Source organism: Mycobacterium sp. 155 (genome assembly GCF_000373905.1).
Taxonomy (GTDB): Bacteria; Actinomycetota; Actinomycetes; order Mycobacteriales; family Mycobacteriaceae; genus Mycobacterium.
This window is the reverse complement of record NZ_KB892705.1, coordinates 2,665,758-2,686,512: the sequence shown is the minus strand read 5'-3', so window position 1 is coordinate 2,686,512 and position 20,755 is coordinate 2,665,758. Positions and strand designations below refer to the sequence as shown.

Sequence of the window (20,755 nt, the reverse complement as noted above, 5' to 3'; positions counted from 1 at the left end):
AGGGTGGATGCGGCCATTGTTGCGCTGGGTCGTTCTGGTGGCGCTGACGGTGGCCACCACCGTTGCGCTCGCCGGTATCGGTATCCCGTCCGCCGGACTGTTCGCTGCGCTGGTGGTCGGTATCGCGCTGGCGCTGGCCTCCTGGGCCCCTGCACGGTTGCCTCGACATGGCGGATTGGCAGCACAGGGTGTGCTCGGCGTTTACATCGGCACCATGGTTCGGCCGGAGGCTGTTGACGCGCTGAGGCCCGACTGGCTGATCGTATTGACGGTCGCGGTGGGCACGCTATTACTCAGTGTCGTCGCCGGAGCGCTGCTCGGCTTGCATCGCGATATCAGCCCGCTGACGGGTTCGCTGGCGCTGGTGGCCGGTGGGGCATCCGGGCTCGTGGCTATCGCCCGCGAACTCGGCGGCGACGAGCGCGTGGTAGCGGTGGTGCAGTATCTGCGGGTCGCGCTGGTGACCGCGACGATTCCGGTCATGGTCACCGTGGTCTACCACGCCGACAGGTCGCATCCGGGTGTGTCGCCGACCCAAACCGATCCGGCCCCTTGGCCTCTGAGCCTCGTCATGCTGGCGGCGCTGGTCGTGGTGGGCGCCACCGCGGGCCGGCTGGTCCGGTTGCCCGGTGCAGGGCTGCTTGGGCCCCTCGCGCTGACGATCGTGCTGCAACTCACCGGTTTGTCATTCGGTCTGACCGTGCCGATGGTGCTGGTGCAGACGGCCTACATGCTGATCGGGTGGCAGGCCGGGCTGTCCTTCACCCTGGCTTCGATGCGCGCGATAGGCCGAGCCTTGCCGCTGGCGCTCGTGCTGATCGTGGCGTTGGGCGCGGGCACCGCCTGCCTCGGCGCCGTGCTCGCGAAAGTCACCGGCATCACCCAGTTGGAGGGTTACCTCGCAACAAGTCCGGGCGGCGTGTACGCCGTGCTGGCGACCGCCGTGGAAACGGGGTCGAACGTGACCTTCATCATCGCGGTCCAGGTGGTGCGCATGCTGCTCATGCTGTTTGCGGCGCCACTGATGGCCCGGGCGCTTGCCAAGGTCAGCGGTCAGAGACGCGCGATCACTCCGGCCAGCAGGGAGCCCATTCGGGTTGCGCACTGACGGCCTGCCTCCAGCACTTCTTCGTGGCTGAGCGGCTGGCCCGTCATCCCCGCAGCCAGGTTGGTCACCAGCGATACGCCCAGAACCTGGGCTCCAGCGGCCCTGGCCGCGATTGTCTCGTGCACGGTCGACATGCCAACCAGATCGGCGCCGAGCGTGCGCAGCATCCGGATCTCGGCCGGGGTCTCGTAGTGCGGTCCGGGCAGGCCCGCGTAGATGCCGTCGGTCAGCGTCGGGTCGATCTCACGGGCGATATCACGCAGGCGCGGCGAGTAGGCGTCGACCAGGTCGACGAACTGCGCCCCGACCAGCGGTGACCGTGCGGTGAGGTTGAGATGGTCACTGATCAGCACGGGTTGACCGACCTGGTAGTCGGCCCGCAGGCCACCGGCGGCATTGGTCAGCACCACGGTGTGCACCCCGGTCGCGACGGACGTGCGCACCGGGTGCACGACGTGCCGCAGATCGTGTCCCTCATAGGCGTGGATACGGCCGACCAGCACCAGGACTCGGTGGGCGCCGATGCGGACCGACAGCACCTGTCCGCCGTGTCCGATGGCGCTCGGCGGGGTGAATCCGGGTAGCTCGGCCATCGGCACGACGGCGACCGGGTCGCCGAGTTCGGCGATCGCGGGCGCCCAGCCTGAGCCCAGCACCACGGCGACGTCGTGGTGGTCGACGCCGGTGCGCTCGGCGATGGCTTCTGCGGACGCGTAGCTTGCGGTGTCCGGATCGGTCACGGTGGCCGAGCTTAACCGGCGCAAACAGGCAATGCGATACTGCGATGATGTCCACCGCCGCTGCCTCGCTGAGCGTGGAAGACGCCGTCTACCGGCGCCGTGGGGACCTTGTCGAGCTGTCCCACTCCATCCACGCCGAGCCTGAGCTGGCTTTCGCCGAGTTCCGCAGCTGCGCCAAGGCGCAGGCTTTGGTGGCCGAGTACGGCTTCGAGATGACGGCCGCGCCCGCTGGGCTGGAGACCGCGTTCCGGGCGTCGTACGGAAGTGGCCCGCTCGTGGTCGGTATCTGTGCTGAGTACGACGCCCTGCCGGGGATCGGGCATGCGTGCGGACACAACATCATCGCGGCCTCGGCCGTCGGCACCGCGCTGGCGCTGGCCGAGGTGGCCGACGAACTCGGGCTCACGGTGGTGCTGCTGGGTACTCCGGCCGAGGAGCTCGGCGGCGGAAAGGTGTTGATGCTCAACGCCGGAACGTTCGACGACATCGCCGCCACGGTGATGCTGCATCCCGGTTCGGTGGATATCGCCGCGGCCCGCTCGCTGGCGCTGTCGGAGGTGACGGTCGACTACATGGGCCGGGAATCGCACGCCGCGGTGGCGCCGTACATGGGTGTGAATGCCGGTGACGCGGTCACTGTCACCCAGGTGGCCATCGGGTTGCTGCGTCAGCAGCTGCTACCGGGGCAGATGGTGCACGGCATCGTGACTCTCGGTGGCCAGGCCACGAACGTGATTCCGGGCCGCGCGGAGCTGCGCTACACCATGCGGGCAACCGACATGACGGCCCTGCACGAGCTGGAGGGCCGGATGGCCGGGTGTTTCTCGGCGGGGGCTGTCGCGACGGGGTGCACGCATCAGGTCACTGAGACCGCACCGGCCTATGCCGAGCTATTGCCCGACCCCTGGCTTTCCGAGACCGTCCGGGCCGAGATGGTGAGCTTCGGGCGGGAACCGCTCCCGGAGAGTGTGGAAGCCAGTGTGCCGATGGGCAGTACCGACATGGGCAACATCACCCAGGTGATGCCGGGCATTCATCCGGTCATCGGCATCGACTCCGGCGGCGCCGCCATCCATCAGCCCGCGTTCGCCGCCGCGGCGGCGGGACCGAGTGCTGACCGGGCCGTGGTGGAAGGGGCAATCATGTTGGCCCGCACCGTTGTTCGGCTCGCGGAGACTCCCGTTGAGCGGGACCGAGTGTTGCAGGCGCAAGAGAGGCGGGCGGCATCATGACTGCGGTGGACCTTGCTGGGATCGCCGACAGCTGGCTGGCTGCCCATTACGACGAGCTGGTGTCCTGGCGCAGGTACTTGCATGCTCACCCGGAATTGGGCCGTCAGGAGTTCGCCACCACTGACTTCGTCGCCAACCACCTCGCCGAGGCCGGGCTCAACCCGAAGGTTCTGCCCGGTGGAACCGGCCTGACCTGTGACTTCGGTCCGGAGGACGGTCTGCGGGTCGCGCTGCGGGCCGACATGGACGCGCTGCCGATGGCCGATCGGACGGGGGCGCCGTACGCGTCGACCGTGCCGAACGTCGCGCACGCCTGTGGACACGATGCTCACACCGCGGTGCTGCTGGGCACCGCGATGGCACTGGTGTCGGCGCCGGAACTTCCGGTCGGGGTCCGGCTGGTCTTCCAAGCCGCGGAGGAGCTGATGCCCGGTGGGGCGATCGACGCCGTCTCCGCGGGGGTGCTCAACGGAGTGTCGCGGATCTACGCGTTGCACTGTGATCCACGGCTGGCTGTCGGCCGAGTGGCCACCAAGCCGGGGCCGATCACGTCGGCGGCGGATTCGATCGAGATCACTCTTCACTCGCCGGGTGGCCACACATCGCGACCGCACCTGACCGGTGATCTGGTGTACGGGCTGGGCACACTCATCACAGGATTGCCCGGGGTGTTGTCGCGGCGGATCGATCCGCGGCACAACACCGTGATGGTGTGGGGTGCGGTCAACGCCGGTGTCGCCGCCAATGCTATTCCGCAGATCGGCACCTTGGCCGGCACCATCCGCACCGCGAGTCGTGAGACCTGGCTGACGCTGGAATCGATTGTCCAAGAGGTTGTTTCATTGTTACTGGCACCTCTGAACATCGAGCACACCCTCAACTACCGGCGCGGCGTACCACCGGTGGTCAACGAAGAGGTCGCCACCCGCATCCTCACGCACGCGATCGAGGCCGTCGGCCCTGATGTGCTCGCCGACACCCACCAGTCCGGCGGCGGCGAGGATTTCTCCTGGTATTTGGAGGAAGTGCCCGGCGCAATGGCGCGGCTCGGGGTGTGGAGCGGCCAAGGGCCCCAGCTTGATCTGCACCAGCCAACCTTCGACCTCGATGAGCGTGCGCTCGGTGTTGGCGTGCGCACGTTCGTCAACATCGTCGCCGCGTCGTCCTGCTGACCTGTAGTCCTGCCAACCTGCTGACCTGCCAACCTGCACCGCGAGCGTGCGGGTCTGCTGCCCGCCACGCCGCATTTCGTCGACAGTTTGCGCACCTTCGCGGGACCTGATCGGTGCGAAGTTATCCACAGAACGTCACTCATCCACAATTTGGGCACCCCCACCTTCCGAAAGGCTGCGTCTCCGTCGACGCTCGGCGACATGGACCCAAAACTCGCCGAGCTTTTCACGACCCAGCGCGGCGTCGCCACCAGTGGTCAGATCCTGAGCCTGCTCACCCGACACGCCTTCGACAAAGCCGTCGATACCGGTGTGCTGGAACGGATTTGGCAGGGTATCTACTGTCTTGGTGAGCCGACGGACGATCTGCGGCTGCGTGGGCTCGATCTGTCCAGTGGCCGCAAGGTGGCGGTTTGCCTCGGCACTGCGGCAGCGATACACGGCTTCGACACTGAAGGCCCTCCAGACCTGCATGTCCTCAACCCACCAGGCGGTCAACTGCGATCGGCCGACGGACTGGTAGTGCACCGACGCGACGGCGGGCCATTGACTTTCGTCGATAACAGGTACACCACTGCTCCTGCATGGACCGCCATCGAGGTGGCGCGGACATTGCGGCGCCCGCGGGCACTCGCGACCCTGGACGCTGCACTGCGCAGCGGCACTTGCATCCGTGCCGACCTCTGGCGAGCAGCCCTCGATCAGGCCGGCCGGCGGGGGATCGTCAATGTCCGGAATCTGATCGCACTGGCCGACGGGCGTGCTGAGTCACCGATGGAGAGTGAGGCGCGGCTCGTGATGCTCGACGGTGGCCTGCCCACACCTGAACTGCAGTACGAGATCATCGACGGCAACGGTCAGTTGAGAAGGCTCGACTTCGCGTGGCCGCAGCAGCGGGTCGCGGTCGAATACGACAGCCTGGATTGGCATGGCAATCCAGATGCGCTGCGTGATGACCGGAGGCGCACCGCAGCGCTGATGGGCGTCCGCTGGATCGTCATCGCGATCGTTGGCGAGGACGTGCATCACCGGCAAGGGGAGATGGTGGCTCGGATCAACGCGCAGTTGAGTCACGCTCGTGCGGCCTGAGGGTGCTCAGAGTGCTGACGAAATGCGGCGTGTCGAGCAACAGACGCGCACGCTTGCGGTGCAAGGGAACCAGCTACGGACCGATGTTGCGGGCCGGCCGGGTGCGCAGGTTGTGCACGTAGTCGGGCGGCGCGCCGGCGATCTCTGCGGCGTCGGCCATCACGCCGAGGTAGCGCGCCGAGGGCAGCCCGCCTTCCCACGCGTCGACCACGTATAGCCAGGCCAGGGTGGGGTCGGTGGTGGTGTCCGACGACAGCCGGTCCACGCGGCACCGGATCTTCTTGTGGAAGCCGAGCTCCGATCCCTCCCACCGGTCCAGCGACAGCTCGTCGGCGGGGGTCATGTCGTAGAGGACCACGAACACCTTCGACAGCGGATCCTCGACGACGGTGGCCAGCGCACCCTCCCAGCCGATGTCCTCACCGCCGAAGGTCAATCGCCAGCCGTGCAACCACCCTGTTCCCGCCATGGGGGAGTGCGGAGCCCGTTCGAGCATCTGCTCTGGATGCATGTTGGACCCGTAGGCGGCGTACAGCGGCACGGTAAGACAGCTTAATGCGCGAAGTTCGTTAGGTTGGTCCGGTGGCAACCCGCATCGTGATCATCGGAGGTGGCCCCGCCGGCTATGAGGCGGCTCTGGTCGCAGCTGCGCGCGGCCCGCATGTCACTGTGGTCGACAGCGACGGCATCGGGGGCGCCTGCGTGCTGTGGGACTGCGTGCCGTCGAAGACGTTCATCGCGTCGACCGGCGTGCGGACCGAGCTGCGTCACGCGCCCGACCTCGGCTACTCGCTGGATCTTGAGCAGGCCAAGACGTCCTTGACGAAGATCAATGCGCGGGTCAAGACGCTGGCGGCGGCGCAGTCTGTCGACATTGCCCAGCGGCTGCGCAGCGAGGGCATCGATGTAGTCGAGGGCCGCGGGGAGTTGATTGACGACAGTCCGGGCATGGCCCAGCACCGCATCAGGGTCACCGGTGCCGACGGCACTGTCAGTCAGTTGATCGCCGACGTGGTGTTGATCGCGACGGGTGCGAGCCCACGCGTGTTGCCGAGTGCCGTGCCGGACGGCGAACGCATTCTCAACTGGCGTCAGCTCTACGACCTGCAAACCCTGCCCGAGCACCTCATCGTGGTCGGTTCCGGCGTCACGGGCGCCGAGTTCGTCAACGCCTACACCGAACTCGGTGTCACGGTGACCGTGGTGGCCAGCCGCGACCAGATCCTGCCGCACGAGGACTCCGACGCGGCGGCTGTGCTCGAGGACGTGTTTTCCGAGCGTGGGGTCACTCTGGTCAAGAACGCCCGGGCCGAATCCGTTACCCGCACCGCCATCGGCGTCCGGGTGACCATGGCCGACGGGCGCACTGTCGAGGGCAGTCACGCGCTGATGACGGTCGGTTCCGTGCCCAACACCAGTGGGCTCGGCTTGGACCGTGTCGGCATCGAACTGGGCCCGGGTAAGTACCTCACCGTCGATCGGGTGTCACGAACCACGGTGCCGGGTATCTACGCGGCCGGGGACTGCACCGGCCTGCTGCCACTGGCCTCGGTGGCGGCCATGCAGGGCCGCATCGCGATGTACCACGCACTGGGCGAGGCGGTCGCGCCGATCCGGCTGCGCACGGTCGCCGCCGCGGTGTTCACCCGGCCGGAGATCGCTGCGGTGGGGGTTCCACAGGCCAAGATCGACGACGGTTCGGTGCCGGCCCGCACCTTGACCCTGCCGCTGAACACCAACGCCCGAGCCAAGATGTCCAGCCTGCAGCACGGCTTCGTCAAGATCTTCTGCCGCCCCGCGACCGGCGTGGTGATCGGCGGTGTGGTGGTCGCGCCGATTGCCTCGGAACTGATCCTGCCGATAGCGCTGGCCGTACAGAACGGCATCCCGGTCGCCGAGCTGGCCCAGACGTTCTCGGTGTATCCGTCACTGTCCGGTTCGATCACCGAGGCCGCGCGACAGCTGATGAGACATGACGACCTGGACTGAACTAGGGCCGCGCCGAACCGTGGTGGCGAGCAAATGCCGACCGGGCCACGTAGCCTAGGCACCGTGACAGACCCGATCTCAGCACCGGGCGACGGGCAAACCTTCCTCGGACCCGAACAACGCGCGCGAGCCTGGCAGCAATTGAACAGCGAGCAGTTCGATGTCGTCGTCATCGGCGGAGGTGTGGTCGGGGCGGGCGCGGCCTTGGATGCCGCGACGCGCGGCCTGAAGGTCGCTCTGGTCGAAGCCCGGGACTTTGCGTCGGGCACGTCGAGCCGCAGCTCGAAGATGTTCCACGGCGGTCTGCGGTACCTGGAGCAGCTGGAATTCGGCCTGGTGCGCGAAGCCCTCCACGAGCGCGAACTGAGCCTGACCACCCTGGCTCCGCATCTGGTCAAGCCGCTGCCGTTTCTGTTCCCGCTGACCAACCGGTGGTGGGAGCGTCCCTACGTGGCGGCCGGAATCTTCCTCTACGACCAGCTGGGTGGTGCGAAATCCGTTCCGGCGCAGAAACATCTGACCAAGGCCGGGGCCCTTCGACTGGCCCCCGGGCTCAAGCGCAGCTCGCTGATCGGCGGAATCCGTTATTACGACACCGTCGTCGACGACGCCAGGCACACGATGATGGTGGCGCGGACGGCGGCGCACTACGGTGCGGTGGTACGCACGTCGACGCAGGCGGTCGCGCTGTTGCGCGAGGGCGACCGGGTCACCGGTGTGGTGGTGCGCGACTCGGAGAACGGCGCCGTCACCGAGGTCCGCGGCCATGTGGTGGTCAACGCCACGGGTGTCTGGACCGACGAGATCCAGGCGCTGTCCAAACAACGCGGCCGGTTCCGGGTCCGTGCCTCCAAAGGTGTGCACATCGTGGTGCCGCGCGACCGCATTGTGAGCGAGGTGGCGATCATCCTGCGCACCGAGAAGTCGGTGCTGTTCGTCATCCCGTGGGGCACGCACTGGATCATCGGCACCACCGACACCGACTGGAATCTCGACCTGGCCCATCCGGCCGCCACCAAAGCGGACATCGACTACATCCTGAGCCACGTCAACACTGTGTTGGCCACGCCCCTCACCCATGACGACATCGACGGCGTGTACGCCGGGCTGCGTCCGCTGCTGGCCGGGGAGAGTGAGGAGACCTCCAAGCTCTCCCGCGAGCACGCCGTCGCTGTGCCGGCTCCGGGGCTCGTCGCGATTGCCGGCGGCAAGTACACCACCTACCGCGTCATGGCCGAGGACGCGATCGACGCGGCGGCCGAGTTCATCCCCACCCGGGTGGCGCCGTCGATCACCGAGAAAGTGCCACTGATGGGTGCCGACGGATATTTTGCGCTGATCAACCAGACCGAACATGTCGGCGCGCACTACGGTCTGCATCCGTACCGGGTGCGCCACCTGCTCGACCGGTACGGCTCGCTGATCGGTGAGGTGCTCAAGATGGCAGATGGTCGACCTGAGCTGCTGGAGCCGATCTCCGAGGCGCCCGTGTACCTGAAGGTGGAAGCCTGGTACGCCGCTGCGGCGGAGGGTGCTCTGCATCTGGAGGACATTCTGGCCCGCCGCATGCGGGTCTCAATCGAGTACCCGCACCGCGGGGTGGCATGTGCCCGTGAGGTCGCCGAAGTCATTGCGCCGGTGCTGGGTTGGAGCGCCGAAGACGTCGACCGCGAGGTCGCCACGTATGTGGCGCGGGTCGAGGCCGAGGTGCTGTCGCAGGCCCAGCCCGACGACGAGTCCGCCGATGCGCTGCGTCAGGCCGCACCCGAGGCTCGCGCCGAGATCCTCGAGCCCGTGCCACTCAATTGAGAAAGCCGGCGCCGCTGCCGGTCCGCGAGGGCCTCGGCCCGGCACGGTTGCGGTTGTGGGGCGGCAATGTGCTCGAAGAACTGCAGACGCGGTTCGGTATCGGGGCGAAAGTGCTTGCCGGAGAAGTAGTTCGGCCCGACGGCGCGGTGGTCGACGCGACGACGGTGCTGCCCGCCGGTGCGCACGTGTACTTCTACCGTGACCTGCCCGACGAGACAGTGGTGCCGTTCGACATTCCGGTGCTGTATCGCGACGACGATGTCGTCGTCGTCGACAAACCGCACTTTCTGGCCACCATGCCCCGTGGTGGACACGTCGCGCAGACCGCTCTGGTGCGATTGCGTCGGGAGTTGAACTTGCCGGAGTTGAGCCCGGCACACCGGCTGGACCGTCTGACCGCCGGCGTGTTGCTGTTCACCGCTCGCCGCGAACTCCGCGGTCGTTACCAGACGCTGTTCGCCCAGGGCGCGGTGCACAAGACGTATCTGGCACGCGCGCACGGAACGCCGAACATCTGCCTGCCCGTTATGCTGCGCAGCCGGATCATCAAGCAGCGCGGGCGTTTACAGGCTTTCGAAGAGCCCGGTGAACCTAACGCCGAGACCTTCGCGGAGGCGCTCGGCGGCGGTCTCTACCGGCTGACTCCGCACACCGGGCGCACGCATCAACTGCGCGTGCACATGGCTTCCCTCGGTGTGCCGATCCTCGGTGATCCGTTGTACCCCAACGTGATCGACGTGGCGTCCGACGACTTCAGCGCGCCACTGCAGCTGCTCGCGTACCGCCTCGAGTTCGACGACCCGGTGACAGGCCGTCCCCGTGAGTTCATCAGCGGCCGCACCTTGTGACGGCAGGTCAGTTACGGCCGGGCCCGGTGCCACCCGCGGCGATCACCGCACGGTTCTGAGCGGCGACGGCGCGGACGTCGACCTTCACCAGCCGACGGTCGTAGCTCAGATAGCCGTTCACCTCGTTCTCGACATCGGTTGTCTGCGTGTAGATCGCGCCGGACAGGCCACCCACATGAACCTGCCGTTCGAGATCCCGGCCGATGTCAAGATAGCGCCTGGTCAATTGTGCTTGGTCGCTGGTCATTTCGTAGGCCTCAGGCGGACCCGGCCACCGATTGTCGGGGAGTACCAGCCCGAGGCCGCCGTACTCGCCGATCATGGCCGCTCGGCCGTCGTGCACGGCGGTAGCGCCCGGTCCGACATAGGTGTGGTCGTCGTAGATGTCGCCGGCACCACTGTCGGGGCGCGATTTACAGCAGTTGACCCCGCTCTCGGCGTCGACCAGTCTGGTCGGATCCTGGGCCTTGACGTGGTTGGCGATTCGCGCGGTGTCGTATTCTCCCCAGCCCTCGTTGAACGGCACCCAGCCGACGATCGAGGTGACGCTGCGCAGCTGGTCCACGATCCGCGACAGTTCCTTCTCGAATTGCCCTTTCGCTTCGGGAGGCGGATCGGGGTCAGGGCCCCACGGGCCGCCGATCGGCACGCCCAGAGATGGCATGTCCTGCAACACCATCAAGCCCAGTTTGTCGGCCCAGTAGTACCACCGGGCCGGCTCCACTTTGGCGTGTTTGCGAACGGTGTTCAGCCCCAGCTTCTTTATCTGTTCGAGGTCCGATCTCAGGGCGTCGTCGGTGGGCGCGGTGTAGATCCCGTCGGGCCAGTACCCCTGATCCAGAACGCCTTGCAGGAAGGTGATCTGGTTGTTCAGGGCGATGCGCGGGCGGCCCTGCGCGTCGCGCACGAGGCCGATAGTGCGTAGCCCGCCGTAGCTGGAAATCTCGTCGACCATCTTCCCGGACCGGTCGATCAGCCAGACCTTGAGGTCGTACAGGTAGGGATCGTCGGGCGTCCACAGATGCGGGGCGGGTACCCGGACCCGAACCGTGTCCCCGGGCTTGCCGGATGCGCGGGCAACCTCGCGGCCGTTGCGCGTGGCGACGGACACCACGACGCGCCCGGGGTCCGGCCCGGTGATGATGGGGGTGACGGCAAAACTGGTCAGATCCGGCGTGATGTCCAGTTTGCCGATGTGCGTCGCACGCACCGGCTCCATCCACACGGTCTGCCAGATGCCCGATGCACCGGTGTAAGTGAGTCCGTGCGGCCGGTTGCGTTGCTTGCCGACCGCGTACGGGCTGTTCTCATTGCGGTCCTCGACCCGCACGGCCAGGTTTTGCGGGCCGGGCCATTGCAGGGCATCGGTGATGTCGACGGTGAAACTGGTGTAGCCGCCCTCGTGATAGCCGACCTGACGGTTGTTCACCCAGACGGTGGCGACCTGGTCGACGGCACCGAAGTGCAACAACACCCGGCGGCCCCACCAGGTGCGCGGGATTTTCAGTGTCTTGTGATACCACATCTGGTCGTCGTGACGCTGAATACCGGACAGCGCGGACTCCGTGGGATAGGGCACCAGGATCCGCTCGTGATAATCGTTCGGTGCTGGGGGGTTTGGCGCCGACCAGCCCGCATAGTCCCAGCCGCCGTTGAGGTTCCGCCAGTGTTTGCGGGCCATCTGCGGGCGTGGGTAGTCGGGGAGCGCGTGTGCCGCATCGACCAATTGCGTCCACGGTGTGGACAGGGGCGACTGTTGATGCTGCCAGCTATCGACCGCGTGGGCGGGCGCGGCGACCACGATGATGCCGATCCACAGCACAAGAACTGTCACCATGAGCCCTGCCGGCCCAGCGCCGCGATACCACGCCCGTGCGCCGGCGGTCATGATCGTCCCCCACAGATCTACGGTCAGTACTCGAGCCCAGCAACACTGCTGTGTCGTGCCGGCCCCCGCCGCGACTCGACTGTCGATGGTGAATCGACGGCACGGCGTCGTTTGTTACAGCACCAACGGTGTCCGATGTGGCATGGGCGGTGTGATTCTCGGCTAACTCTCGCTGCGCCAACCTTGAACGCCGACTGCGATCATGCGCAGTTGTTTGATCGCGGTGCGGTGGATCGCATCGACAGATTGGGCGTCCGCTGCGTCGTCCAGGGCCTCGGCGATCGAGATCATCGCATTGACGAACAGATTGGCCAGGATGTTGAGATCTTCGCTGCTCCAGTCCGCTAGGCCAGGGTAGCGGGCCAGGTCGATTGCGAGTTCTGAAGTGATCAACCGGATCTCGGTGCGGATGGCGTAGCGCAACACCGAGACGCCGCTGTTGCGTTCGCGGGCGATGAACCGCCAGTGCTCACGGCGTTCGTTGACGCTGCCGATGAGGATTTCCGCCGATGACTCGATGAAGTGGTGCGGATCGAGCTTGCCCGCACGGGCGCCGCGCAGCATGTCGCGCAAAGAGCGGAACGACTCGTCGATGAGCACGAGGCCGAGTGCGTCCATCGAATCGAAATGCCGATAGAACGCAGCGGGCACGATGCCTGCCTCGCGGGTCACCTCACGCAGGCTCAGCGAGCTGAAGCTCTGATCCTTCAGCAGCTTGAGTGCCGCGGCGATGATGGCCCGACGGGTGGCCTGTTTGCGTTCGTCCCTGGACAGCATGTCCCGCGAACGTGACGGTCGAGACGATTCCGCGCGTCGTGTTCGTGAATTAGGCGTACGATTGTTCACTGATGTGAAGCGTAACACAACCAGTAATTTTAGCGTTGACAACGCCTGTGTTACCGGCGGTACCGTGTACATATGTTCACTCAAACTTTGACAGCGGGAGTTCGCCGGAGGGTATCCAGCTCGTCGCTCGTGAACCTGCTTACCGGGCCGCACGGTGTGGATCGCTACACCGAGCTGGTCGAACCGACTTGGACACGCGGCGATGCCCGCGCCAAGGTGATCGCGGTGCGGCGCCAGACGTCGCGCAGCGTGACGCTGACCCTGGAACCGAATGACGCGTTCACCGGATTCCGGGCCGGTCAGCACATCAACCTGTCAGTCGAGATCAACGGGCGGCGTCGCACGCGGTGCTATTCGCCCGCCAGCGCCGAGCGTGCCGGCTCGATCGAGCTGACCATCGGCCGCCACGACGGTGGCCTAGTGTCCACGTACCTATGCGACCACGCCTACCCGGGCATGGTGCTGGGGCTGGACTCCGTCGGCGGCGACTTCGTGATGCCGGCCTTACGGCCCCGCCGCATCCTCTTCGTCTCCGGCGGCAGCGGCATCACCCCGGTGCTGTCGATGCTGCGCACCCTGCACGCCGAGGGCTTCACCGGTGAGGTGGCCTTCGTCCATTACGCGCGCACGGCCGATGAGGCCTGCTACCGGTCTGAGCTCGCGGCGATGCGCGGTGTCCGGGTGCTGCACGGCTACACCCGGACCGCCGACGGCGCCGACCTCGACGGTCATTTCGGATCCGCGCATCTGGCCGCCGCATTCCCGAGGACTGCGCCCGACGCCGTCTACGTTTGCGGACCGGCCGCGCTTGTCGACGCTGTCCGCGAGCTATGCCCGGATGCGCAATCTGAGAGCTTCGTGCCGCCGACGTTCACGGTTTCCGCCGAAGCGACCGGCGGTGCCGTCACCTTCACCAACAGCAACATCACGGTGACAGACGACGGTCAACCGCTGCTGGCGCAGGCCGAGGCTGCGGGCCTGACACCGGAAAGCGGTTGCCGGATGGGAATCTGCCACAGCTGCACCCGATTCAAGACCCGTGGCGCCGTGCGCAACCTCATTACCGGCGCGGTGTCCAGCGCCGACTCCGAAGACATCCAGATCTGCGTCACCGCCCCCGTCGGTGACATCGCTATCGATCTCTGACCCGAAAGGAACAGTCATGTCGGACAACATTTCCCGTCGCCCCGAAAAGAAGATCTACAGCCTCACTCCCGAGCAAGCCGACGCGTTCGGGGCCGAACTCGATGCCATCCGCGAGCGCGTGATCGCCGATCTCGGTGAGCGTGACGCCACCTACATCCGCAACATCATCAAAACCCAGCGCAAGCTCGAAGTCGGCGGCCGCGCACTGTTGTTCGCCTCGATCTTCCCGCCGTTCTGGTTGGCCGGTACCGCCATGCTGGGCATCGCGAAGATCCTCGACAACATGGAAATCGGCCACAACGTCATGCACGGCCAGTACGACTGGATGGGCGATCCGGCCATCTCCAGCAAGGCATTTGAGTGGGATACCGCGTGCCCGGCCGATCAATGGCGGCACTCGCACAACTACATGCACCACACCTACACCAACATCGTCGACATGGACCGCGACATCGGCTACGGCATCCTGCGGATGAGCGAAGATCAGAAGTGGTCGCCGTACTACCTGGGCAACCCGGTCTACGCCTTTCTGCTGATGGTGTTCTTCCAGTACGGCGTGGCATTGCACGAACTGGAAACCGAGCGCATCCGGTCCGGCGAGATCAGCATCGCCGACAAGAAGGATGTGCTGCGCGGCATCTGGGCGAAGACCAAGCGCCAGACACTCAAGGATTACGTGGCTTTCCCGCTACTGGCCGGACCGTTCGCGCCGTTTGTATTCACCGGCAACATGACCGCGAACCTCATGCGCAACGTGTGGTCCTACATGATCATCTTCTGCGGGCACTTCCCGGAAGGCACCCAGGAGTTCTCCATCGAGGAAACTCAGAACGAGTCTCGCGGGCAGTGGTATTTCCGGCAGCTGCTCGGTTCGGCAAACCTGACCGGCGGCAAGCTGTTCCACATCCTCAGCGGCAACCTGTCCTTCCAGATCGAGCACCACCTGTTCCCCGACATCCCGGCCCACCGGCACGCCGAGATCTCCGTCGAGGTCCGCGAGATCTGCGAACGCTACGGCCTGCCCTACAACACAGGCCCGCTGCACAAGCAATTCGGCACCGTCGTCCGCAAGATCGTCCGGTTGGCGTTCCCGTGGGGCGGCCGCGGTAAGGACATCGAACCCGAGGTCGCCGAGTCGGTGGTCGACGTGGTGATCGAGCCAGGGGCCATCGAGGATTCGGCGGAAGCTGAGCGCGAACTGGTGCTGGTGCCCTGAGGTCCCTCACTGCCATGCGGGCGGAGCCGGGGTACTGGCTTCGCCTTCATGGTGTTTCACGCAGACTGCACTGCAGCAGCACGGTGTCGAGTAGTCGACCGTGTTTGAAACCGACGGCACGCAGCCGGCCGGCGTCGACGAAACCATGTTTGCGATGCAGAGCAATTGAGGCCGCCGCCTCGTCGGTGTCGACGATCACCGAGATGACCTCCCGGATCCCCGCCGCGACGCAGCCGTCGAGCAGCGCCGTCATCAACATGCCGCCGACACCGCGACCGGTGGCTTCGGGCGCCAAGTAGATCGAGTCTTCGACCGTGTGGCGGTAGGCGGGCCGGGTCTTCCACGGCGCGCAGTAAGCATAGCCGATGACGGTGTCGTCGAATATCGCAACAACAAAAGGTAATTCGCGCTCGCGGACAGCGCGCAGCCGACGGTCCCATTCGGCCCGGTCCGGTGCGGTCAGCTCGAAAGTGGCTACCCCGGTCTGGACGTGGTGGGCGTAGATGGAGCCGATCGCGTCCAGGTCCGCGGAAGTGACCGTACGGACGGTGATGGCGTTGATCATGACGTCACAATCTAGCTACGGGTCATCGATCGGTTGGTGTCGCCTGTCTCGGTCGACTTGGTGGCCCCGGGTTTCCGCGCCATCGGCATTGTCTGCTTCTTTGTTTGGGTGGGAGAGGTCTTCGGGGTGCCAGTAGTGGTTGAGGCGGTCTTGGCCGGTGTCGAGCAGTAGGGGTGGGATCCATTCGACGCGGCCGTCGGTGCGGATGTGGGTGGTCCAGCCGTGCTTGTTGACGAGGCGATTGTCTGCGGGGCAGGCCAGGGCCAGGTCGGTGATGTCGGTCCGGCCGCCTTGGGCGTAGTCCCGTTGGCCGTGATGGCCCTGGCAGCGGTCCGGTGGGTTCGCGCAGCCCGGTTTGGTGCAGCCACGATCGCGGGCGTGCAGCACGAGGCGTTGCCCGGGCGAGGCGATGCGTTTACTGCGGCCCAGATACAGGGGTATTTCTTTGTGGTTGGCGAACACCGCCAGGTAGTGCCGGGCGTGGGCGGCCATGGCGATGACCTGCGGGATGGATAGTCGGGTGCCGCTGCTGGTGGTGGCGACCCCGGAAAGGGATTCCAGTTCCCCCACCGTGGTGCAGATGACCACCGATACCGGTAATCCGTTGTGTTGTCCTAGTGTCCCTGAGGCCAGCAGTGCGCGGCCCATCGCCAGGAAGGCGTCGTGGGTGCGTTGCGCAGTACTGCGGGTGTCGGTGGCGATGGCCTGCGTGCTGGGGGTGCCGTCGACACACGGAGTGTCATCGGCACGGTTGCACATACCGGGGGCACCCAACTTGGCCAGGATCGCTGCGAAGGTGGCCGCGGTTTCGGCGTCGAGATACCCGTGCATCTTGCTCAACCCGTCGAGTCCTTGTGGGGAGATCTGGATGCCGCGGCGACGTTCCTGGACGGATTCGGGGGGTTCGGGGCCGTCCTGGTGGAGCAGAAACGTGATGCGTTGGGTACAGCGTTTCAGGATTTCCGGGGAGTTACCGCAGGCGATGGCGGCCAAGTCATCGTCGATCTGGGCGTGGGTTGGTGCGTCCAGCGGCACCGGGCATGTGTCGAAAAACGTGGTGATGACCGCGACGTGGCCGGTGTTGATCTGGCCGGTGGCCTGGGCTGCGGCGGTGGCCGGCAGGACCGGTGGCAACGGTTCACCGGTGGTGGCGGTGCGTGGTCCGAGGAGGGCGGCATCGGCGATGCGGCGTGTGGCGTCGGTGCGGCTGATCCGCAACCGGATCGCCAACACCTCGGCCCAGTTTTTGGCGCCGATCTCGCGGGCGGTGGTCCGGGTTTGGGCTTCGGCGAGTAGCCGATGATCCACGGCGGGGGCGCGGCGGGCGTGGATCTCGCGGCGGGATTGCAGCTCCAGCAGTTCGGGCAGGGTCATCGCCGCGAAGGTCAACGCGGCCAGTTTCTCGCAGACCGTGTCGTACTCGTCGAACACCGCCAGCACCGTTTCCCGGTCCACGACGGTATTCGCAAGCATGTTCGAATTCTACCGCCGCACCCCGACCCATAAACCAGTTATCCACAACCCCTCGTTCATCCACAGGGGCAGCCGCGCAACACAATTGGTGCTCGATTTTGTCGACTGTGGACGCGGTAGCAGTGGCGCGACGGCGGTGACGGCGTTGATCATGACATCACAATCCATCTACGGATCGTCGGCTGAGTCGTCCCGCCGTCGTCCCCGAGCGGGTGGGAGAGGTCTTCGGGGTGCCAGCAATTTCTGCCTTCCTCAGATCGATCTCACGGCGGAAGCGCCTGTGTCAAGCAATGATTGGATCGTCTGACGTTGAGCAACTGCAATGCATGTCAAGCATCGCCGCGGCACCAACACTGGCCACAGTGCTGAGTGACGGTCACGAGGCCGAATGACCGTCGGGAAGTGCGCGACCGTCGGTCGTCTGCACGATGCGGTAGGACGGGTCTGTCATGAAGATCGGCTCGTTGCCGGATCGTCGGGCCTTGCCGGTGACCTGAATCAGTTGGCCGGGTTCGATGTCGTCGCCGCTGTGACCGGGCCCGAGGGTGATCCGCAGTTCGCCGGTGTCGTCGCCGATGACGACGATGCGGACCCGCTTGCCCTGCTTCTGGAAGTCATCGACCTCGTTCACGCGTCCTTCGACCATCGCGCGATGTCCGGGGATCAGGCCGTCGACCGCGACCGCCATCGGTGGCGGCTCCGGATGCTCGTAGGCGTCGGCGCGTTTTTGGTCAGCCTGGGTGACGCGGGCTTGAACCCTTTCGATTCCGCGGGTGATGCGTTCCTCGAACAGATCGGGGAACGCCTGCCGGATACGTGACTGCACGTCGTAGGGCACGATGGTGGCCGCCGCGTCGGGGACGTGGCTGATGGCACGGGCGATCCTGTCGGCGGTCCGGTCGTGCAGCAAGCGTCCCAGCAGTGGAGCGTAGCTTCGCCTAGGCAACAGGACGGTAACGTTGGCGTTGTGGTACTGGGCCCGGGCGGTGGCCACCAACTCCACAGCGGTGCGGGTCAGGCGACGGTCGGGGCAATCCACCACCCGCAAGGGGATGTCGAATCCGTAGTAGTCCCAACGCTTCCGCACTTGCTCGGCGTGCTCGGCGTCGATCATGATGTGCACCGCGGTCAACTGGTCGGCACGCAATCCGCGCCCGTACCGCAACGCCTCGATCACCGCGAGGTCGACGGCGTTGACCAACACCAACACGATGTGTCGGGCGTACTTCGTCACCTCCGACCGATCGGCGTGGAGTTTTTCCAGAATCGCGGCCTCGGCCCGGTATTCGCGGTTGAGCCGCATCAGCACCCACACGAGAAGCGGGAAGACCACTACGACGAGCCAAGCTCCCTCGGTGAACTTTGCCACTGCGAAGATCCCGACGACGACCGTCGACACCACGGCCGCCGACAGGTTGATTGCGAGCTTGTGCCGCCAGCCTCGCTCTTGGTGTGTCAGATGGTGTTTCGTCATTCCGTAACCGGCCATGGCGAACCCGGTGAACACACCGATCGCGTAGAACGGCACCAGGGCGTTGACAGACCCGCCGGTGGCAACGAGCAGTACGACGGACAACGCGGTAAGCACGATGATCCCGTTGGAGAACACCAGGCGATGTCCCCGCTTGGTCAGCTGCCGCGGTAGGAAGCGGTCCTCGGCAACGAAGCTGGCCAGCGCCGGGAACCCATTGAAGCTAGTGTTCGCGCCAGTGAACAGGATCGCCGCAGTCGCGATCTGGAGCAGAGCATAGAGGGTATTACCGATAGGCCCGGCACCGAAAACGGCGCGCGCCTCCTCGGACAACACCGACGGATACCCTGCCGCGTACGGCGCCGAATGCGTGGCGTAGGCGAGGTAAGACACTCCGCCGACGAGGAAGGCGAGTATGCAGGCCATGACCGTGAGCACCTTGCGTGCGTTGGCGCCCTGCGGCTTTCGGAAAAAGCCCACGGTGTTGGAGATCGCCTCGACTCCGGTCAGCGACGATCCACCGTTGGCGAATGCCCGCAGCAGCACCAGAATCGATGCCCCCATCACGAGGCCGTCGGCTTGATGGATCTCGACCAGGCCCGTCATGTGCTGCGGATCGTAGGTCGGCAGATCACCGAAGAGTGCGCGGGCAACGCCGACCACGATCATCAACGTCATCATGGTGATGAAGAAGTAGGTCGGAATGGCGAACGGTCGGCCGGCTTCGCGCAGCCCGCGCAGGTTCGCGTAGCACATGACGATGACGACGCCGACCGTGATCTCGAGGCTGTAGGGCCCGAGCAGGCGCAGCGCCGACGCCACCGCGACCGTGCCCGCGGCCGCCTGCACCGCAACGGTCACCACATAGTCGATCAACAGGGCGGCCGCGGCGATCTGCGCGATCCGCGGACCAAAGTTCTCGCGTGCAACCACATACGAGCCACCGGCGCGCGTGTAGGCCATTACCACCTGGCGATACGAGGCCGCCACCAGAACCAGGATCACCAGAATCACCCCGGTGATGGGCAACAAGAGTGTGAAAGCGGCCAGCCCGGCGAACGGCATCAGCTCGATCAAGATCTCTTCGGTGCCGTAGGCGCTCGACGAGATGGCGTCGGGCGACAACACCCCCAGGGCAACCGAATTTGACAACTTCTCCGAACTCAGCTGCTCACTGACCAGTGGCTTGCCCAAGAACAGTCGCTTGAACACATAGCCGACCGACTCGGGCACCCCGGCCCAGCCGCTCTGTATCGCCATGACCCGATTCTCATCCTCCGGTGGCGAACCTCGGAGTGGATTTGGGCTTCGCTGTAGCTGAAGATCCACTGTGTATCGCACCATGGCGGCCTGTGCGGTCAAGTGACCACTCAGCGTGTTGTCACACCTGACAGTTCGGGCACCAATACGTCACGCGATCGCCCTCGCTGTCGGTCTCGATGAGGGTGCCGCAGCGCCGGCACGGTGCACCAGCCCGGCCGTACACCCACAGTTGGTGTCCGTTCCTGGTATCGCCGGTGGTGGTCCGATTCCAGCGGGACCGGTTGAGCCACAGCATGTCCCGGGCTCGCTGTACGACCCGCAGCGGATTGTTCAGGGTGCCGACCGGCGTGGTGGGGCGATGTCCGAAAACGAAACACAGTTCATTGCAATAGACGTTGCCGACGCCTGCCATCACCCGTTGATCGAGCAAGGCCTGCGCCAGCGGCCGGTCCGGGGCGGCGGCCAGATTGGCCGCTGCGGTGCGGGGTTCCCAGTCGGAGCCCAAAAGGTCGGGTCCGAGGTGTGCGACGGAGTCCATGTCGCAGTCGCGGTCCAGTACTTCCAGCACGCCGAGATCGATGCCGGTGGCTCTGCTGTCATTGGTTTCCAGGACGATTCGGATCCGGTGCGGTGCACCACCGCCGGTCCACCCGATCTTCCAGCTGCCCTCCATCTTCAGATGTGAGTGGATGCTGGCGGCGCCGACCCGGATGAACAGATGCTTGCCACGGCTGAGCACTTCATCGACGACGTCGCCGGTGAGGTCCACCGCGGCATAGCGCGGTACTCGGATATCGCAGCGGGTCAACGTCTTTCCGTCCAGTGCGCTGCGCAGTACCGCGGCGTTGTGGAAAACGGTGTCACCTTCGGGCATACCCTATTGAACCGCTCGAGTATCGA

17 protein-coding genes are annotated in these 20,755 nt (G+C 65.7%); 9 read left to right on the top strand and 8 right to left on the bottom strand.

The annotated features are described in order from the left end of the window. Positions 1-7: 7 nt before the first annotated feature. Positions 8-1,108, top strand: a complete 1,101-nt coding sequence (locus B133_RS0112775; protein WP_018601648.1) for an AbrB family transcriptional regulator — start codon at positions 8-10, stop codon at positions 1,106-1,108. Here the strand turns inward: B133_RS0112775 and B133_RS0112770 are convergent. After that, positions 1,054-1,848, bottom strand: coding sequence for a purine-nucleoside phosphorylase (locus B133_RS0112770; RefSeq protein ID WP_018601647.1), 795 nt, complete (start codon positions 1,846-1,848; stop codon positions 1,054-1,056). The genes B133_RS0112775 and B133_RS0112770 overlap by 55 nt on opposite strands. Before the next feature lie 47 nt (positions 1,849-1,895). Between B133_RS0112770 and B133_RS0112765 the strand changes: the two genes are divergently transcribed. From B133_RS0112765 to B133_RS0112755, 3 genes are all read left to right on the top strand, one after another. Then, a complete protein-coding gene (locus B133_RS0112765; RefSeq protein WP_026256354.1) occupies positions 1,896-3,080 on the top strand; it encodes a M20 family metallopeptidase in 1,185 nt (394 codons plus the stop codon). A gap of 5 nt (positions 3,081-3,085) precedes the next feature. Continuing rightward, positions 3,086-4,252: a M20 family metallopeptidase gene (locus tag B133_RS0112760; RefSeq protein WP_198291065.1), complete on the top strand. Its 1,167-nt coding sequence runs from the start codon at positions 3,086-3,088 to the stop codon at positions 4,250-4,252. Positions 4,253-4,453: 201 nt separating this feature from the next. Continuing rightward, positions 4,454-5,341 (top strand): type IV toxin-antitoxin system AbiEi family antitoxin domain-containing protein, encoded by an 888-nt coding sequence (locus tag B133_RS0112755; RefSeq protein ID WP_018601644.1) that lies wholly within the window; start codon positions 4,454-4,456, stop codon positions 5,339-5,341. 73 nt (positions 5,342-5,414) lie between these two features. Here the strand turns inward: B133_RS0112755 and B133_RS0112750 are convergent, their stop codons facing one another. Beyond that, a complete protein-coding gene (locus B133_RS0112750; RefSeq protein ID WP_018601643.1) occupies positions 5,415-5,882 on the bottom strand; it encodes a gamma-glutamylcyclotransferase in 468 nt (155 codons plus the stop codon). A 41-nt stretch (positions 5,883-5,923) separates the two neighbouring features. Here B133_RS0112750 and B133_RS0112745 point away from each other — a divergent pair, with 41 nt between their 5' ends. The 3 genes from B133_RS0112745 (at position 5,924) to B133_RS0112735 (ending at position 9,987) form a co-directional block, all read left to right on the top strand. Beyond that, positions 5,924-7,330: an NAD(P)H-quinone dehydrogenase gene (locus B133_RS0112745; protein ID WP_018601642.1), complete on the top strand. Its 1,407-nt coding sequence runs from the start codon at positions 5,924-5,926 to the stop codon at positions 7,328-7,330. A 63-nt stretch (positions 7,331-7,393) separates the two neighbouring features. Next, complete coding sequence (locus tag B133_RS0112740; RefSeq protein ID WP_018601641.1) at positions 7,394-9,139, top strand: glycerol-3-phosphate dehydrogenase/oxidase; 1,746 nt, start codon at positions 7,394-7,396, stop codon at positions 9,137-9,139. After that, positions 9,136-9,987 (top strand): pseudouridine synthase, encoded by an 852-nt coding sequence (locus B133_RS0112735; RefSeq protein WP_026256353.1) that lies wholly within the window; start codon positions 9,136-9,138, stop codon positions 9,985-9,987. The genes B133_RS0112740 and B133_RS0112735 overlap by 4 nt, the downstream gene beginning before the upstream one ends. A 7-nt stretch (positions 9,988-9,994) precedes the next feature. Here B133_RS0112735 and B133_RS0112730 read toward each other — a convergent pair whose 3' ends face one another. Together B133_RS0112730 and B133_RS0112725 are read right to left on the bottom strand one after the other, a co-directional pair. After that, entirely contained in the window at positions 9,995-11,875 is a 1,881-nt protein-coding gene (locus B133_RS0112730; protein WP_018601636.1) for a glycoside hydrolase family 2 protein, read from the bottom strand. Positions 11,876-12,037: 162 nt separating this feature from the next. Continuing rightward, the gene (locus tag B133_RS0112725; RefSeq protein ID WP_026256352.1) at positions 12,038-12,721 is read right to left on the bottom strand and encodes a TetR family transcriptional regulator; all 684 of its coding nucleotides are present in this window, start codon (positions 12,719-12,721) and stop codon (positions 12,038-12,040) included. 72 nt (positions 12,722-12,793) lie between these two features. Here B133_RS0112725 and B133_RS0112720 point away from each other — a divergent pair, with 72 nt between their 5' ends. Further along, a complete protein-coding gene (locus B133_RS0112720; RefSeq protein WP_026256351.1) occupies positions 12,794-13,867 on the top strand; it encodes a ferredoxin reductase in 1,074 nt (357 codons plus the stop codon). A 16-nt stretch (positions 13,868-13,883) separates the two neighbouring features. Further along, complete coding sequence (locus B133_RS0112715) at positions 13,884-15,083, top strand: acyl-CoA desaturase (RefSeq protein WP_018601630.1); 1,200 nt, start codon at positions 13,884-13,886, stop codon at positions 15,081-15,083. Between the two features lie 46 nt (positions 15,084-15,129). Here the strand turns inward: B133_RS0112715 and B133_RS0112710 are convergent, their stop codons facing one another. From B133_RS0112710 to nei2, 4 genes are all read right to left on the bottom strand, one after another. Then, complete coding sequence (locus B133_RS0112710; RefSeq protein WP_018601627.1) at positions 15,130-15,648, bottom strand: GNAT family N-acetyltransferase; 519 nt, start codon at positions 15,646-15,648, stop codon at positions 15,130-15,132. A gap of 15 nt (positions 15,649-15,663) precedes the next feature. Next, positions 15,664-17,121, bottom strand: a complete 1,458-nt coding sequence (locus tag B133_RS0112705) for an HNH endonuclease signature motif containing protein (RefSeq protein ID WP_018601625.1) — start codon at positions 17,119-17,121, stop codon at positions 15,664-15,666. 376 nt (positions 17,122-17,497) lie between these two features. Beyond that, positions 17,498-19,852: an amino acid permease gene (locus tag B133_RS0112700; RefSeq protein ID WP_018601623.1), complete on the bottom strand. Its 2,355-nt coding sequence runs from the start codon at positions 19,850-19,852 to the stop codon at positions 17,498-17,500. A 121-nt stretch (positions 19,853-19,973) separates the two neighbouring features. Further along, positions 19,974-20,729 carry an endonuclease VIII Nei2 gene (gene nei2 / locus B133_RS0112695; RefSeq protein WP_018601621.1) on the bottom strand — a complete coding sequence of 252 codons (756 nt, stop codon included), beginning with the start codon at positions 20,727-20,729 and terminating at the stop codon, positions 19,974-19,976. Positions 20,730-20,755: the final 26 nt, after the last annotated feature.

Bases quoted from the DNA above. Each gene is read 5' to 3' on its own strand.
- B133_RS0112775 (WP_018601648.1), top strand. From the start codon at position 8: ATGCGGCCATTGTTGCGCTGGGTCGTTCTGGTGGCGCTGACGGTGGCC.
- B133_RS0112710 (WP_018601627.1), bottom strand. From the start codon at position 15,648: ATGATCAACGCCATCACCGTCCGTACGGTCACTTCCGCGGACCTGGAC.
- B133_RS0112700 (WP_018601623.1), bottom strand. From the start codon at position 19,852: ATGGCGATACAGAGCGGCTGGGCCGGGGTGCCCGAGTCGGTCGGCTAT.
- B133_RS0112715 (WP_018601630.1), top strand. From the start codon at position 13,884: ATGTCGGACAACATTTCCCGTCGCCCCGAAAAGAAGATCTACAGCCTC.
- B133_RS0112730 (WP_018601636.1), bottom strand. From the start codon at position 11,875: ATGACCGCCGGCGCACGGGCGTGGTATCGCGGCGCTGGGCCGGCAGGG.
- B133_RS0112765 (WP_026256354.1), top strand. From the start codon at position 1,896: ATGTCCACCGCCGCTGCCTCGCTGAGCGTGGAAGACGCCGTCTACCGG.
- B133_RS0112705 (WP_018601625.1), bottom strand. From the start codon at position 17,121: ATGCTTGCGAATACCGTCGTGGACCGGGAAACGGTGCTGGCGGTGTTC.
- nei2 (WP_018601621.1), bottom strand. From the start codon at position 20,729: ATGCCCGAAGGTGACACCGTTTTCCACAACGCCGCGGTACTGCGCAGC.
- B133_RS0112720 (WP_026256351.1), top strand. From the start codon at position 12,794: ATGTTCACTCAAACTTTGACAGCGGGAGTTCGCCGGAGGGTATCCAGC.
- B133_RS0112755 (WP_018601644.1), top strand. From the start codon at position 4,454: ATGGACCCAAAACTCGCCGAGCTTTTCACGACCCAGCGCGGCGTCGCC.